This window comes from Novosphingopyxis sp. YJ-S2-01 (assembly GCF_016093175.1).
GTDB classification, from domain to species: Bacteria; Pseudomonadota; Alphaproteobacteria; order Sphingomonadales; family Sphingomonadaceae; genus Novosphingopyxis; species Novosphingopyxis iocasae.
Genome location: NZ_JAEDAI010000001.1, coordinates 2,338,824 through 2,352,141, shown reverse-complemented (window position 1 = coordinate 2,352,141; position 13,318 = coordinate 2,338,824). Strand labels below are relative to the sequence as shown.

The 13,318-nt window shown below is 62.1% G+C and carries 18 protein-coding genes and 1 other RNA gene; 10 read left to right on the top strand and 9 right to left on the bottom strand.

All coding sequences use genetic code 11. From position 1 onward, the window contains the following. The first annotated feature begins 11 nt into the window (after positions 1-11). The 8 genes from I6A82_RS11515 to rnpB all read left to right on the top strand — a co-directional run bounded on the left by I6A82_RS11515 (position 12) and on the right by rnpB (position 7,070). Positions 12-653, top strand: coding sequence for a histidine phosphotransferase family protein (locus tag I6A82_RS11515; protein WP_198095610.1), 642 nt, complete (start codon positions 12-14; stop codon positions 651-653). Positions 654-754: 101 nt separating this feature from the next. Further along, positions 755-3,133, top strand: a complete 2,379-nt coding sequence (locus I6A82_RS11510) for a chemotaxis protein CheA (RefSeq protein WP_198094986.1) — start codon at positions 755-757, stop codon at positions 3,131-3,133. Then, entirely contained in the window at positions 3,130-3,564 is a 435-nt protein-coding gene (locus tag I6A82_RS11505) for a chemotaxis protein CheW (protein ID WP_198094985.1), read from the top strand. The genes I6A82_RS11510 and I6A82_RS11505 overlap by 4 nt, the downstream gene beginning before the upstream one ends. A gap of 62 nt (positions 3,565-3,626) precedes the next feature. Further along, complete coding sequence (locus I6A82_RS11500; RefSeq protein ID WP_198094984.1) at positions 3,627-3,986, top strand: response regulator; 360 nt, start codon at positions 3,627-3,629, stop codon at positions 3,984-3,986. Positions 3,987-3,992: 6 nt separating this feature from the next. Further along, the gene (locus I6A82_RS11495; protein WP_198094983.1) at positions 3,993-5,081 is read left to right on the top strand and encodes a chemotaxis protein CheB; all 1,089 of its coding nucleotides are present in this window, start codon (positions 3,993-3,995) and stop codon (positions 5,079-5,081) included. Beyond that, positions 5,078-5,926, top strand: a complete 849-nt coding sequence (locus I6A82_RS11490) for a CheR family methyltransferase (RefSeq protein ID WP_198094982.1) — start codon at positions 5,078-5,080, stop codon at positions 5,924-5,926. The genes I6A82_RS11495 and I6A82_RS11490 overlap by 4 nt, the downstream gene beginning before the upstream one ends. 47 nt (positions 5,927-5,973) lie before the next feature. Then, entirely contained in the window at positions 5,974-6,663 is a 690-nt protein-coding gene (locus I6A82_RS11485; protein WP_198094981.1) for an N-acetylmuramoyl-L-alanine amidase, read from the top strand. Between the two features lie 5 nt (positions 6,664-6,668). Beyond that, positions 6,669-7,070, top strand: an RNA gene (rnpB, locus tag I6A82_RS11480) — RNase P RNA component class A. A 57-nt stretch (positions 7,071-7,127) separates the two neighbouring features. Here rnpB and I6A82_RS11475 read toward each other — a convergent pair. Then, entirely contained in the window at positions 7,128-7,781 is a 654-nt protein-coding gene (locus I6A82_RS11475; protein WP_198094980.1) for a carbonic anhydrase, read from the bottom strand. Continuing rightward, positions 7,778-9,358: a SulP family inorganic anion transporter gene (locus tag I6A82_RS11470; RefSeq protein WP_198094979.1), complete on the bottom strand. Its 1,581-nt coding sequence runs from the start codon at positions 9,356-9,358 to the stop codon at positions 7,778-7,780. Before I6A82_RS11470 ends, I6A82_RS11475 begins: the two co-directional genes overlap by 4 nt. Before the next feature lie 214 nt (positions 9,359-9,572). Between I6A82_RS11470 and I6A82_RS11465 the strand changes: the two genes are divergently transcribed. Both I6A82_RS11465 and I6A82_RS11460 read left to right on the top strand, forming a co-directional pair. Continuing rightward, complete coding sequence (locus I6A82_RS11465; RefSeq protein WP_198094978.1) at positions 9,573-10,109, top strand: J domain-containing protein; 537 nt, start codon at positions 9,573-9,575, stop codon at positions 10,107-10,109. Next, complete coding sequence (locus I6A82_RS11460) at positions 10,094-10,408, top strand: (2Fe-2S) ferredoxin domain-containing protein (protein ID WP_332310967.1); 315 nt, start codon at positions 10,094-10,096, stop codon at positions 10,406-10,408. The genes I6A82_RS11465 and I6A82_RS11460 overlap by 16 nt, the downstream gene beginning before the upstream one ends. A 9-nt stretch (positions 10,409-10,417) precedes the next feature. Here the strand turns inward: I6A82_RS11460 and I6A82_RS11455 are convergent, their stop codons facing one another. The 7 genes from I6A82_RS11455 to pspA form a co-directional block, all read right to left on the bottom strand. After that, positions 10,418-10,834 carry a SufE family protein gene (locus I6A82_RS11455; RefSeq protein ID WP_198094977.1) on the bottom strand — a complete coding sequence of 139 codons (417 nt, stop codon included), beginning with the start codon at positions 10,832-10,834 and terminating at the stop codon, positions 10,418-10,420. A gap of 158 nt (positions 10,835-10,992) precedes the next feature. Then, on the bottom strand, positions 10,993-11,232 hold the full coding sequence (locus tag I6A82_RS11450; protein ID WP_198094976.1) for a hypothetical protein: 240 nt from the start codon (positions 11,230-11,232) through the stop codon (positions 10,993-10,995). Between the two features lie 37 nt (positions 11,233-11,269). Further along, the gene (locus I6A82_RS11445) at positions 11,270-11,536 is read right to left on the bottom strand and encodes a hypothetical protein (RefSeq protein ID WP_187336493.1); all 267 of its coding nucleotides are present in this window, start codon (positions 11,534-11,536) and stop codon (positions 11,270-11,272) included. Between the two features lie 50 nt (positions 11,537-11,586). After that, complete coding sequence (locus I6A82_RS11440) at positions 11,587-11,907, bottom strand: hypothetical protein (RefSeq protein WP_198094975.1); 321 nt, start codon at positions 11,905-11,907, stop codon at positions 11,587-11,589. Between the two features lie 30 nt (positions 11,908-11,937). Next, positions 11,938-12,318 carry an envelope stress response membrane protein PspC gene (gene pspC / locus I6A82_RS11435; protein WP_198094974.1) on the bottom strand — a complete coding sequence of 127 codons (381 nt, stop codon included), beginning with the start codon at positions 12,316-12,318 and terminating at the stop codon, positions 11,938-11,940. 1 nt (position 12,319) lies between these two features. Then, positions 12,320-12,610: an envelope stress response membrane protein PspB gene (gene pspB / locus I6A82_RS11430; RefSeq protein ID WP_187336490.1), complete on the bottom strand. Its 291-nt coding sequence runs from the start codon at positions 12,608-12,610 to the stop codon at positions 12,320-12,322. A 4-nt stretch (positions 12,611-12,614) separates the two neighbouring features. Then, positions 12,615-13,286 (bottom strand): phage shock protein PspA, encoded by a 672-nt coding sequence (pspA, locus tag I6A82_RS11425; RefSeq protein WP_198094973.1) that lies wholly within the window; start codon positions 13,284-13,286, stop codon positions 12,615-12,617. Positions 13,287-13,318: the final 32 nt, after the last annotated feature.

Below are 13,318 nucleotides of genomic sequence, written 5' to 3'. Positions count from 1 at the left end.
GGAACTTCTCCATGTCAGACACCGATGTCGACCTCGCCGCATTGCTTTGTTCACGCCTCTGCCACGATTTGTTGAGCCCGGTGGGCGCAATGAACAACGGCCTGGAATTGCTGGCCGATGAGACGGACCCGGCGATGCGTGAACGGTGCATTGATTTGCTCGGCGAGAGCGCGGCTGCGGCGGCGAATAAGCTGAAATTCTTCCGCTTGGCCTTCGGTGCGGCGGGCGGCTTTGGCCCCACTGTCGATCCGTCCGATGCCAAGGCGGTCGCGACCGGTTTGGTGGAGGATGCGCGCACCAAATTGGTTTGGGACGTGCCTTCATCGCCCTTGCCGAAGGCGGCCGTCAAAATTCTGCTGAACCTGATCCTGATCGCGCGTGAAGCTCTGGTGCGCGGCGGAATATTGGCGGTGGGCGCGGAAAGCCGTGACGGCGAGACCGAAATGGTGGTCCGTGCGGAAGGGCCCAAGCTGGTGCTGGATGAGCAGGTGAAGAAGGCCCTGGCCGGGGAGCTCGATCCCGCGCAGATCGATTCGCGGACGGCGGCGGCGCATATGGTGCGCAGCCTTTCCACCCGCGGCGGCGGCATGGTGCAGCTGGCCGGCGGGCGCGACGAACCGCTTCTGATGGGCGCGCTCATCAAATCTGCATGAATTTGCTGACCCGCCGAGGGTCGGCAAAAAACCGCATCGGAAAGCTAAGCGCTTCTTAACCATGGCGGACTAAGCCGGTCGGGAAACGATCCGGCGGAGCCATGAAAGAACTTCTCGACGACTTTATCGCCGAAACGCGCGAGACGCTGCAGGCCATCGAAGGCGAGCTGATTGCCTGGGAAAGACACCCGGGTGATCGCGAGACGCTCGACGGTATTTTCCGCTTCGTGCACACGGTAAAGGGTAGCTGCGGTTTTCTGGACCTGCCGCGGCTCACGCGCCTCAGCCACGCAGCGGAGGATGCGCTCGATGCCGTTCGGCAAGGGAAGCTGGAGCCGACCAGCGCGTTCGTTACCGCGGTGCTCGCTATTGTCGATCGTATCGCAGCGGTTACCGATGCGCTGGATACTGACGAGGCTGTGATCGATGACGATGCCGAGCTGATTACCGCGCTTAAAATGATTTGCGACGGCACGGTGGACCCCCAAAGCGGTGTGGTGCCGAAATCCCAGCCCAGCAATGTGGCCAGCGAACCGCGCGAGCGGCGCAGCGAGGCGCGGGGCGGGGCGGGGCGGAACCGTTCGGTTCGCCTGTCGCTGGATTTGCTGGACCATCTGATGAGCGGCGTGTCCGACATGGTGCTCGCCCGAAACGAAATGGCCCGCCGCCTGCGCGAAACCGATGCCGGTCTGGAGCTCGACCAGCTGTTCTCACGTCTTTCTTCCAGCATCGCGGAAATGCGCGATTCGATCGGGCTCGTTCGCCTGCAGCCGATGGAGCGCCTGTTCGCCAGCTTCCCGCGCCTGGTGCGCGATCTGGGGCAGGATCTGGATAAGGACATCGTGCTGGAGTTGGAAGGCGGCGATGTGGAGATCGACCGCGAGATGATCGAACTCGTCCGTGATCCGCTCACCCACATCCTGCGCAACGCGGTGGATCACGGGATCGAGAACAAGGCGGAACGTGCCGCGGCTGGCAAGACGCCGCGCGCGACGATCGCCTTGTCGGCCCAACAAGCCGGCAATCAGATCGTCATCGAAGTGATCGATGACGGGCGCGGCATTGATACCGCCAAACTGGCCGCAAAGGCCATCGGCAGCGGTGTCACCACCGCCGAAGACGTGGCGACGATGAGCCAGCGCCAGAAGCTGGAGCTGATCTTCGCGCCCGGCCTGTCGACCGCGAACAAGGTGACGGATTTGTCCGGCCGCGGCGTCGGCATGGATATCGTGCGCCATGGGATCGAACAGATGGGCGGCACGATCGAACTTCGCAGCCGGCTGGGTCAGGGACTGCGCGTCCAACTGCGTCTGCCGCTTACGCTCAGCATCATGGCCGGACTGATCGTGCGCGCGGCCAACATGCTTTTTGCCATACCGCGCAGCGCGGTCGTGGAAATTCTCAGCGTCAAGAGCGGCCAGGTACGGATCGATGAAAGCGGCGGCGCCGAAACCGCCGCCGTCCGCGGAGCCCGCATGCCTTTCGTGCGCCTGACGCGCGTGATGGGCTGTGCCGAAGAGGAAGCGAAATCGGTGATCGTGGTGCGGCCAGCGGCCGGGCGTCGCTATGCACTGGGCATCGGTGCGGTGCTGGATCATGAGGAACTGGTGGTGAAGCCAGCGCCGCCCCTACTGATGGGCAGCGGCATCTTTGGCGGGCTGACTTTGCCCGACAGCGGCCGGCCGATCATGCTTCTCGATGCCGCGGGCATCGCGGAGGTCGCCGGCGTGACCGACCGGTTCGAGGAACATTTGGCCAATGCCGAAGGCGCTGCCGCTGCGCCCGTGACGCGCGCGCTGATATTCCGCTGCCTGACCGGCGTACTGAAGGCGATCCGCCTTTCGGTGCTGGATCGGATGGAGGAGGTGCCGGCGGCGGCCGTCCGCAACCGCGGCGGCGCGATGCGACTTTCGCATAAAGGGCGTCACGGCATCGTGCTGGGGCTTCAAACCGAACCCGATCCCGAAGCGGAACCGGTCAAGCTTCTTCGCCTGACCGACGGGCGGCTGGACGCCTATATTGCCGTGGCGGACATGCTCGACATCGTCGATCTGGGCCGCGTCCTCCCGTCACGCGGGGTGGCCAATATCGAAGGTGTCATCGATCATGAAGGCAGCCAGATCGAATTGATCGAGGCCCATGCGTTTCTTGCCGAGGCAGCAGCCTTTGCCGGTGATGCGGACCTGGCCGATGCACCGCTCTGCTATCTGGAACGCGACAAAAGCGGCTGGATGGAAAAGGTCCTGAAACCCTTGATCGAGGCGGCGGGCTACCGCGTCAGCCATGATCCCCAAGACCGCGGACCGGCCATTGCCGAACTGCTCAGTGCCGAGGACGGGCGTTCCGGACGGACGGACCGCGCGATCTATCTGCATGATATGCCGGGTCGGCGCGGCGGCGATAGCGTCTACCGCTATGATAGACAGGCCATATTGGAAGCGCTTGCCCGGCGGCGCGACGCGAAGGAGCAGGCCGCATGAGGGATCTTTACCTTGTCGCGCATATCGCGGGGACGCAGGTCGCTATCTGCACCCAAGAAGTCGAATCGGTCGTCTCCGTCGGGGAAGTCGTGCCGATCCCGGCTGCACCCAGGCGCGTTGCCGGCATGTTTGCGCTGCGCAGCCGTGTCGTGACCCTGATCGATCCCACGTGGATGGTGACGGGTAAGCACAGCCGGGCGGAGGAAGGCGCAACCGCGATCGTCGCTGAAGTTGGTGGCCACGTGTATGGGTTCATCGCCGAAGCGGTGGAAGATGTGGTGACGATCCCGACCGATTGGATCCGGGAAGCTGGCGGAATTGCCAGTGGTTGGAGCGATCTTGCCGTCGGCGTTGCGACGATGGAAGACAGAACCCTCCTCGTCGTCCGCCTGGAGAATTTTATCACCGCGCCCCGCCGATTGGCTGCCTGATTTAACCCGGCGCTAACGCCTTCCGGTTACGGCGTAGCCTCCGTTATTCAGGAGAGATTTGTATGCCCACCTGCCTCGTCGTCGATGACAGTAAGGTAATCCGAAAGGTTGCCAGGCACATTCTCGAATCGCTGGAGTTTGAGGTTGTCGAGGCGGTGGACGGGTCCGACGCCCTGGAACAATGCCAGAGTAGCGAGCCCGATGTGGTACTGCTGGACTGGAACATGCCGGTTATGGGCGGCATGGATTTCCTGCGCGCCCTGCGCGGCGAGGGTAAGAAATCCAAGGTCATTTTCTGCACTACCGAAAACGGCATTCCGCAGATTGAAGCAGCAATTGCCGCAGGGGCGGACGAATTCGTGATGAAGCCGTTCGATCGCGACATGCTGCAAAGCAAGCTGCAGATGGTTGGGGCTGTCTGAACGTCGATGAACGCGCCTGCGACCTTTCCATCTACCGAGGTCAGACCGGTCAGGCTGCTGATCGTCGACGACAGTCAGGTCGTCCGTTCGATCTTCGAACGTATCCTGATGCGCCAGGCGAATTTCATCGTATCAGGCACCTGTTCTTCGGTCGATGAGGCGCTACGCTTTCTGGGCCGTGAGACGGTCGATATCGTCCTTCTCGATATTGAAATGCCCGGCCGAAGCGGCCTCGATGCACTGCCCGAGATACTGCAACGTGCAGATGGCGCGGCGGTAATCGTCGTTTCCTCAACTGTTGAACAGAATAGCGCGCGCATGATTGAGGCGGTGTCCTTGGGCGCATGCGATACGCTGGCAAAGCCGGGGGGAGCCGGCGTTGGCGGGCATTTCGCTGAAAATCTCGTCGCGAAGATCGAATCGATCGCCGCGCAGCGCGCAAGCGGCTTGGCCCCTTCGCCTACCCGGCACGGCGACGAACCATGTTCTCCTGATCGGGGGGCGCGCGCACCAATTCCCAGGCCGGGCTGTATCGCGATCGGTGCATCGACCGGCGGGATTGTCGGCATCCAGCAATTCCTCTCCGCTCTTCCCGCCACCATCGATTGTCCGATCCTTATTACCCAGCATCTGCCAAGGACATTCATTCCCTATTTCGCGGGACAGTTGGCGGGGCGGGTTTCGCGCAACGTTCAGGTCTGCACCCCCGGAACCTCGCTGGTGAAAAATCATATCTATCTGGCACCGGGCGATGGCCATCTGGGCTGCACCCGTCAGGGTTCGGCCGTGGTTGCGACGCGCGTGGAAGGAGACTTCGCCGCGCATTACGCTCCTGCCGTTGATCCAATGCTCAGCGCGGCTGCGCAGACTTATGGCGAGGCTGCGGTGGCGATCGTGCTCAGCGGAATGGGTATTGATGGGCTGGAAGGCGCACGCGAAGTACGGCGCCGCGGCGGCACGGTCATCGTCCAGGATGAGGATAGCTCGGTCGTCTGGGGCATGCCGGGCCACATTGCAAAATCCGGCCTTGCAGACGCCATTATGCGGCCTGCCGATATGGGTCTTTATATTTACGAACGGAGCGCAGCTGCATGAACGAAGCCCCGCCCGAGCATATTTTCAGCTTTCTCACCGATCTTCTGGAGAAGCGTACGGGGCAGGAACTGGCGCCCAACCGCTATTGGCGGATCGAGACGGCGCTGAAGCCGATCATGCGTGTGCATGGCCTGGCGGATCTCAACGCGCTCGTCACCGCGCTGTCGACGGGCGGCAACCGCGTGCTCGAACGGCAGGCGGTCGAGGCGATGCTGAATAACGAGACCAGCTTTTTCCGCGATCAGGCGACCATGTCCCTGCTGACCGGGCCGGCATTTGCCGCGCTGCGACAGGCGCGTACAGGCCATCGCCGCCTGCGCATCTGGTCTGCGGCGAGCTCCACGGGGCAGGAGGCCTATTCGATCGCCATGGCGCTGCGCGAGGACCGCGCCAATTGGCAGGGCTGGGATATCGAAATTATCGGCAGCGACATCTCCATGACGGTGGTGGAGCGCGCGCGGGAAGGACGCTATTCGCAGTTCGAGATTCAGCGCGGCATGCCGATCTCGCTGATGCTGCGCTATTTCGGCCGGGACGGCGAGGACTGGGTGGCCAAGGAGGAAATCCGCTCGATGGTGCGTTTCCGCCAGCACAATTTGCTCGATCCGGTGCCGATGACAGGGGAATTCGACGCCATCCTGTGCCGCAATATGATCATGTATCTTCAGGCCGAACACCGCTCCACCGTGTTCGACCATCTCGCCCGGTCGATTGCGGGCGATGGGTTTCTGATGCTGGGCGCCGCCGAGACGGTGATCGGCCAAACCAAGCGGTTCCAGTCCAGCAAGGACTATCGCGGTCTGTATGAGCGCAAGTCCGCGGAGGACATGCGCTCGGCCGCCTGAACCGCGCTTGCTAGGCAAGACCGCAAGGCCGGGCTAAAGCGGTTTCCATGCAGTGGAAGCCTTCGCCCAATTTCAACGAGCGCGCCCTGCCGGTCAGCATGCTGGTGCTGCACTATACCGGCATGAAGGATGCGGCCTCTGCGATCGAGCGGATGACGAGCGAGGAAGGCGGAGTGTCCGCCCATTATTGCATCGATGAGGACGGTACGATCGTGCAGATGGTGCGCGAGGAAGACCGCGCCTGGCACGCGGGCAAAAGCTATTGGTGCGAGATCACCGATGTGAACAGCGCCAGCATCGGGATCGAGTTGGTCAATCCGGGCCATGAATGGGGTTATCGACCGTTTCCCCAAGCGCAGATAGAGGCGCTGGTGCCGCTCGTTTCCGAAATCGTACAGCTTTACGGGATCGAGCCGTGCCATGTCGTCGGCCACAGCGACATCGCGCCCGCGCGCAAGGAAGATCCCGGCGAGCTGTTTCCGTGGGAGAGGCTTGCCAAGCTGGGGCTGGCGATGCCTCGGCCCGATAAAGCGCATGTCGATCCGGGCTGGGCGGATGCGAACTTCCTCCTTGCCCTCAATCGCTACGGCTATGACGTGACGGACGCGCCTGCCGCGATCCGTGCGTTCGAACGGCGCTTCCGGCCGGACCGGATCACCGGAGAGCCGGACGGGCAACTGCGTGCGATCCTGCTCGCATTGCTCTTGGAACGCGGGCCCGAAGCGGCTAGCGCCTGAAATTGTCAGGGGGCCGGGCGACCGCGGGCCGCCGCTCATATGGGCGGAGGCGCGAGGAAAGTCCGGGCTCCACGGAAAACGGTGCCGGATAACGTCCGGCGGGTCCGCCGTTTCGGCGGCGGATCAAGGGACAGTGCAACAGAAAGCAGGTCGCGCAGGCTTCGGTCCCGCGACAGTGAAAGGGTGCGGTAAAAGCGCACCGCGTCGGCCGGCAACGGCCACGGCACGGTAAACCCCACCGGGAGCAAGACCGAATAGGGGCGGCTAAGGGCTTTGATGCCCGCTTCTTTCCGGAAGGCCGCCCGGGTTGGTCGCTTGAGCGGCGGAGCAATCCGCCGCCTAGAGGAATGGTCGCCCATCCCTTTTCGAAGGGTGGACAAAACCCGGCTTACAGGCCCCCTGACAATTGCCTTTTCGCAGGCGATGAAAGCCCATGAAAAAGGGGGCCGCAGCCCCCTTGATCGTCAGCTTTCTTTTTCCTTCAGCAGCACCGTGTCAGGTGCTTTATCGGGATTGAGATCGGTATCTTTGTCGATCTCCATCAGCGGCTTCAGCAGGCCGTCGCGAATGTCGTAAACCCAGCCGTGCAGCAGCAGCGGCTGGCCGCGGTCGAACGCCGCCTTCACCGTTTTGGACTGGGCAAGGTCGAACAGCTGATCGCGCACATTGCATTCGACCAGGCGGTCGATCCGCGCCGTCATGTCGCCCGCGCCGTCCACTTCGGCCTTGTGGTTGGCGTAGACGCGCCGGGTATCTTCCAGCCATTCGTGGATCGGGCCTTCCGCGCCGCCCTTCAGCGTCGCCTCGATCCCGCCGCAGCCATGATGGCCGCACAGCACAATGTGCTTCACTTGAAGCACGTCCACGGCGAATTGCAGCACGGCCATCAGATTGGTGTCGTCCGGATGGACGATATTGGCCACGTTGCGATGGATGAAAATCTCACCGGGATTGGTCTGCGTGATCTGATCGGGGCTCACCCGGCTGTCCGAACAGCCGATCCAGAGGATTTCCGGTTTCTGCCCCACGGTCTGCTGCGTGAAGTAATTCTCGTCACGCTCACGCATTTCCTCGCTCCACGCCCGGTTGGACAGGAGCAGTTCCTTATAGCTTCTCATTGGTAGACCACCTTCTTGCGGGGTGCTTCGATCAGGCTGTCGATCTTGGTGCCGAACTGGCCGCGTATCGAAACATCGATGTCGCGGAACTCGGCGTTGCGGGCAAAAGCGTTGATGATTCCGAAATTGTCCGGATCGACAAATTCCGCGCGGTTGAGGTTGATGACCACGGTGGAGCCTTCGGGAATGTCGCTCAGCTTCTTCTGCAGTTCGTACTTATGGATGAAGTACAGGTTGCGCCGTGCGCTCACGAGATAATCCTCGCCGTCATGCGCCACGCTGATCGCGGGGCGGAAGTTGCGGGCAACCACGAAGATGAAGCCGACGATCAGGCCAATCACGATGCCGATCAGAAGATCGGTCAGCAGGATGGCACCGACGGTCACCACGAACGGCACGAACTGGTGGTAACCCTGCTTCCAGCGGTCACGATATAGCTCGTAGCGGGTCAGCTTGTACCCGATGTGCAGCAGGATGGCGGCCAAAGCGGCGAGCGGGATCAGGTTCAACACAACCGGGATCAACAGCACGCTGAGCAGCAGCCAGAAACCGTGCAGGATGGTGGAGGTCTTAGTGACGGCGCCCGCTTCCACATTGGCGGAGGAGCGGATGATGACCGAGGTGAGCGGCAGGCCCCCGATCAGACCGGAGACGAGGTTACCGCCGCCCTGCGCAAACAGTTCGCGGTTCTTGTCGGTCGTGCGCCGGCGCGGGTCAATCTCGTCGATCGCCTTCACGCTGAGTAGCGACTCGAGGCTGGCGACGATGGCGAGCGTCAGGCCCGTGGTCCACACCAGCGGCATGCCGATCACGCTGAAATCCGGTGTTGCGAACTGACCGGCAAAATCACGCAGACCATCGGAGACCGGCACCTGCACCAGGTGGGTCGCGCCGATCGCGAGGTCCGGCGAAACCAGCTTGAACAGCTCGTTCATGATTACGCCGAAGATCACGACCACCAGCGGGCCGGGCACGAAGCGGATCGGGCCTTCCTTCGGCCGTGCCTTGTCCCACCAGAACAGGAAGACGAGGCTGATCGATGCAATGATCAGCGGCCCTGCGGTCAGCGAGTTGGCGATCGAATAAGGCAGGGCCGTCAGGGTGTTTAGCCCGTCCTCCTGATTGAAGCTGAGGCTGCCCTCGAAATTGCCGTCATAACCGACGGCATGCGGGATTTGCTTCAGGATCAGGATGAGGCCGATGGCCGCTAGCATGCCGGTGATGACCGACGACGGCACGAACTCCGCAAGCACGCCCGAGCGGGTGAGGGAGAACAGCATCTGCATGACACCGCCCAGGCACACAGCCACGAGAAACGCCTCATAGCTTGGCATGCTTTCGATCGCGGCGAGCACGATGACGGTAAGACCGGCCGCAGGTCCGCTGACCGAAAGCTGCGATTTGGATAGGAAACCGACGACGATACCGCCGGCAATACCGGCAATGATGCCGGAGAAAAGCGGAGCGCCGGAAGCGAGCGCAATGCCAAGGCAGAGCGGCAGGGCGACAAGCGCGACCACAATGGACGCGGGGATGTCCTGCCACAAATGGGCAAGGAATTCAGGCTTTTTGGTCACAGATATCCTAACCGAGAGAGAGTTCACGGCGGCTTTGGGTGGCCTGTCATTTGTGACGTTGGCGATGTTCTTACAGAAGTCCGGCCCTTGCCACAAATGCTAAGGCGGGGCGTGCGCGGCGAACGGAGTGTTTCTACCGCTGACCCGATCGGTCCCCGGCTACCCTAACGACGCTTATGGAAATCGCAACGCCCAGCGCCTAACTAGGGGCACTATGGCCAGAGCAAGACGATCGAACGACTGGGGATTTCCGCGCTGGCGCGGCTATGAAGAGGGCCGCGAGGCGGAGGCAGTGCGACTTTGCGACCGTGTGGGGTGCGACAAGAAGGGCGATTGTCCGGCGCCAAAATCTCCCAATAGTCCAGAGCGCTGGTACTTCTGTGCCGAGCATGCGGCCGAATATAATCGCAATTGGGATTATTTCGCCGGGCTTAGCAAGGAAGAGGCGGCCAAACGCGCCAAGGAAGAGCGGCGTGATAGCTCGGGCTATCAGGAATCGGCGCATTATGCCTGGGCCGGACCTGGCGATGGCAGCCGTAGCCGCGATGAGATGCACGCGCTGGAGCTGCTGGGGCTGGAAGCCGATGCAGATTTCGATGCGGTGAAGAAGGCTTGGCGCGATCTTGCCAAGCGCACCCATCCCGACGTGAAACCCGGCGATGCCGAGGCGGCGGCCGAGTTCCAGGCGGGGCAGGCGGCGTTCGACGTGCTGAAAGCAGCCGAAGAACGCAAGCAGTGGCAGCCCGGATGAAGCATCATGTCGATGCGAACTGGAGCCATGCCGTCCTCGTCTGCAAAAAATGCTCAAAGAAGCTGAAGGGTGGTTTTGGCCCGGACGGTTCGCAGAAGCTCTCCAAGGAGTTGAAGGCCCGGCTCGGCTCCAAAAAGGGACGCAAGGGCCATCTCGGCGTGATCGAGGTCGGCTGCCTGGATGTGTGCCCGAAAAAGGCGGTGATGCTGGTCGATAGTCGCCATCCCGGCGTTTGGCGGATCGTCAGGCCCGATGCCGATCTGGATGCGCTGGCAGGGGAATTGGCAGTGGCCGACTGACGCGCCCGGCTACTCCGCCGCGAGCCGCCCTGCGGTTTCGCGGATCAGCGCGATCATATTGGGAATGCCTTGCGTGCGGTTGCTGCTGAGCTGATTCTGCAGATCGAACGGAGCAAGCGCCTCTTCGATGTCGGCTTTGGCGACCGCTTCCGGCTCTCCGTCCTGCACCGTCTTCAATACCAGCGCGATGATGCCCTTCGTGATCGCCGCATTGCTGTCGGCCAGAAAATGCAGCCGTCCGTCGTCGCGCCGCGTAGGATAGACCCACACCGCCGCCGAACAACCTCGCACCAAGGTGGCATCGGTTTTCAGGGCATCAGGCATGGGCTCAAGGTCGCGGCCCAGTTCAATTAGTAGGCGATAGCGGTCATCGGGGTCGAGAAACTCATATTCCTCGCGAATGTCGGAGAGGCTGCGTTCGGTCATGCGGCGCGCTGTAGCAGCGGGGGGCGGGGAATTGGAAGCGGGTTGAGCGATCGCTTCCATGCCGTTCGCCCTGAGCCTGTCGAAGGGCTGCGCTTCTCAGCGGAAAAGAAGGACGGGGCTTCGACAAGCTCAGCCCCAACGGATTTTGCTGGAACGATCTAAAGCTCGATCCCGCTCGCGATCGCTTCCAGCTTGCGGATGCGTTCCTTCAGGTCCGCCACTTCAATCCGGCTGCCGCCGGCGCGGCTGTCGAGGCCCTCGGGCCGGGCGATTTCTAGTTCGTCGCGCTTCAGTTGAAGCCAGTCGCGCCAGCCGCGCAGGCCGATGAGAGAGAGGGTGAGCAGGGCGGCAAAGGTAAAGCCTGCGATCGTCAGAACGGTGGTGGGATCGTTCGGCATGAGCAATCTCCTTAGGCGATAGGCGCGGCGCCGCGGATCAGCGGTCGCGCAGTTTCTCGATCTCGCGGTCCAGCTCGCGGCTGCCGCGTTCGTCGGTAATCACGCGCTCCAGCACGGCGATGCGCTCTTTCAGCTGCTTCACTTCGCCGGAAATGATTTGCTCATTGGGGTCGCGCAGGCGGACGTCATTGCCATGTTCGTCCTCGTAAATCCCGTTCTGGGCCTTGTAGCGCGCTTTCATCACGATCGCGAGATTGACGATGAGAATGATACCGAGCACCATTACGGTAATGCTCCAGGGCATAATGAAATCCTTCTTGGTCTGGAGAATTAGGGAAGAGGGGCGGGGGCCGCTCAGTTGGCGCGGCCGCGCAGGCTCTCGATCTCATCGCTCAGGCGGTTGCTGCCGTCGGTCACGATGCGTTCGACCGTGGCGAGGCGTTCCTTCACGGAACTGAGTTCGGCGCGCAGCTGGGCGTTCTCCTGGCTAATCAGTTTGACGCGCTCCACCGTCTCTTCGTTGTTCTTCGGGTAAATGCTCTGCCCCCAGCTGCCGGTAAGCGGATAGCCGTTTTTAACTTTGATCCACGTCGTTCCGATCCAGGCTGCGGTAGTGATTAGCACGATCGCGACCATCATGGGTACGAAGTCTGGACTGTAGATAATATCTTGCATTGTATTTCCCCTGTTCAGTTCCACCGCGCGTCAGCGCAGGCTCTCGATTTCGTCAGCCAGCCGCGTGTTATTGCTGGTGTAGTAGACTTCCATGTCCGCAAGCCGGCGGTCGATGTCGCGGAAGCGTGAGCGGACTTCGCGGGCGGTGCGGGCCGGCGACTGGCGCACGCCCTGCCAGAACTTCTGATCGTCCTGATTGATGTAAAGATCGATCGGCTTCTTCGGCGCGGCCCAGGCGGCGGCGAAGTAGGCGATCAGCGTCCAGGGAAAGCCGCCCGCAAGGGTCAGGATCACCGTGGCAATGCGAACCCAGACAACGTCCACGCCGGTATAGTCCGCGATCCCCGAGCAAACGCCCTTCCACTTGGCATTTTGCTTGTCGAGATAGAATTTGGTGTGCGTTCCGGCCATGTCAGCGGTTCCTTTCCAGCGAGCGAATGTTGTCGATGGCGCGGCGGGGATCGTCCTCGCCCGGGCGGCTGTCTTCCAGCCGGCTGGGGCGCCATTGGGGGTTGTCGGCGGCGATGATGCGCTCGATGGTTTCGATGCGATCTTCAAAGCGGCGGGCGGTCTCATAGAGGTCGGACAGCAGCTTCTCGTCGTCGTTCGTCAGGGTGGCGGTGGATTTCCATTTCGTGACGTAATGGAAGATCAGCCAGGGCAGCCCGATGAAGATGGCCGCGATTGCGAAAATGCCTTCCATGGCCTCAGTCCTCCTTCTTCATGGAGCGCTTCATGGCCTCTAGCTCTTCATCGACCTGATCGTTCGTCTCCAGCGCGGCAATCTCGTCGCCGAGCGACTTCGGTCCTTCGCTCCCCAGGCGCAGCGCGTCGGCGCGGCCCTCGGCCTCGTCCACGCGGCGCTCCAGGATGTCGAAGCGCGAGAAGGCATCCTTCACCTTGTCGCCATTGTACATGGAGCGCAGACGCACGCGGTTTTCGGCGCTTTCCAGCCGCGTCATGATGTTGTTCTGACGGGCGCGGGCATCCTGCAGCTTGTTCTGCAGGTTCTGAATGTCCTGTTCAGACGCCTTCAGCGCATCTTCCAGGACGCCGATCTCGGCGCGCAGCTGTTCGGCCATGTCGCTGGCCTTGCGCTTTTCGACGAGCGCGGCCTTGGCCAGATCCTCGCGGTCCTTGGACAGCGCGAGCTGCGCCTTTTCCGTCCAGTCCTGCTGCAGCGTATCGAGCTTGTCGATATGGCGGCGCAGTTCCTTCTGGTCGGCGATGGTGCGGGCCGCGGAGGCGCGCACTTCCACCAGCGTCTCTTCCATCTCCAGGATGATCATGCGGATCATCTTGGCGGGGTCTTCCGACCGGTCGAGGATTTCGGTGACGTTCGCAGCGACGATGTCTCTTGTGCGGGAGAAGATGCTCATCAAGGATACTCCGTGGTTACTGTTTCGGGCGG

Coding starts and splice junctions, on each gene's coding strand:
- I6A82_RS11455 (WP_198094977.1), bottom strand. CDS start 10,834: ATGACCGAACGCAGCCTCTCCGACATTCGCGAGGAATATGAGTTTCTC.
- I6A82_RS11485 (WP_198094981.1), top strand. CDS start 5,974: ATGCAGTGGAAGCCTTCGCCCAATTTCAACGAGCGCGCCCTGCCGGTC.
- I6A82_RS11450 (WP_198094976.1), bottom strand. CDS start 11,232: ATGCCGAACGATCCCACCACCGTTCTGACGATCGCAGGCTTTACCTTT.
- I6A82_RS11510 (WP_198094986.1), top strand. CDS start 755: ATGAAAGAACTTCTCGACGACTTTATCGCCGAAACGCGCGAGACGCTG.
- I6A82_RS11440 (WP_198094975.1), bottom strand. CDS start 11,907: ATGCAAGATATTATCTACAGTCCAGACTTCGTACCCATGATGGTCGCG.
- I6A82_RS11505 (WP_198094985.1), top strand. CDS start 3,130: ATGAGGGATCTTTACCTTGTCGCGCATATCGCGGGGACGCAGGTCGCT.
- I6A82_RS11495 (WP_198094983.1), top strand. CDS start 3,993: ATGAACGCGCCTGCGACCTTTCCATCTACCGAGGTCAGACCGGTCAGG.
- I6A82_RS11490 (WP_198094982.1), top strand. CDS start 5,078: ATGAACGAAGCCCCGCCCGAGCATATTTTCAGCTTTCTCACCGATCTT.
- I6A82_RS11500 (WP_198094984.1), top strand. CDS start 3,627: ATGCCCACCTGCCTCGTCGTCGATGACAGTAAGGTAATCCGAAAGGTT.
- I6A82_RS11465 (WP_198094978.1), top strand. CDS start 9,573: ATGGCCAGAGCAAGACGATCGAACGACTGGGGATTTCCGCGCTGGCGC.
- I6A82_RS11445 (WP_187336493.1), bottom strand. CDS start 11,536: ATGCCCTGGAGCATTACCGTAATGGTGCTCGGTATCATTCTCATCGTC.
- pspA (WP_198094973.1), bottom strand. CDS start 13,286: ATGAGCATCTTCTCCCGCACAAGAGACATCGTCGCTGCGAACGTCACC.
- I6A82_RS11515 (WP_198095610.1), top strand. CDS start 12: ATGTCAGACACCGATGTCGACCTCGCCGCATTGCTTTGTTCACGCCTC.
- I6A82_RS11475 (WP_198094980.1), bottom strand. CDS start 7,781: ATGAGAAGCTATAAGGAACTGCTCCTGTCCAACCGGGCGTGGAGCGAG.
- pspC (WP_198094974.1), bottom strand. CDS start 12,318: ATGGCCGGAACGCACACCAAATTCTATCTCGACAAGCAAAATGCCAAG.
- pspB (WP_187336490.1), bottom strand. CDS start 12,610: ATGGAAGGCATTTTCGCAATCGCGGCCATCTTCATCGGGCTGCCCTGG.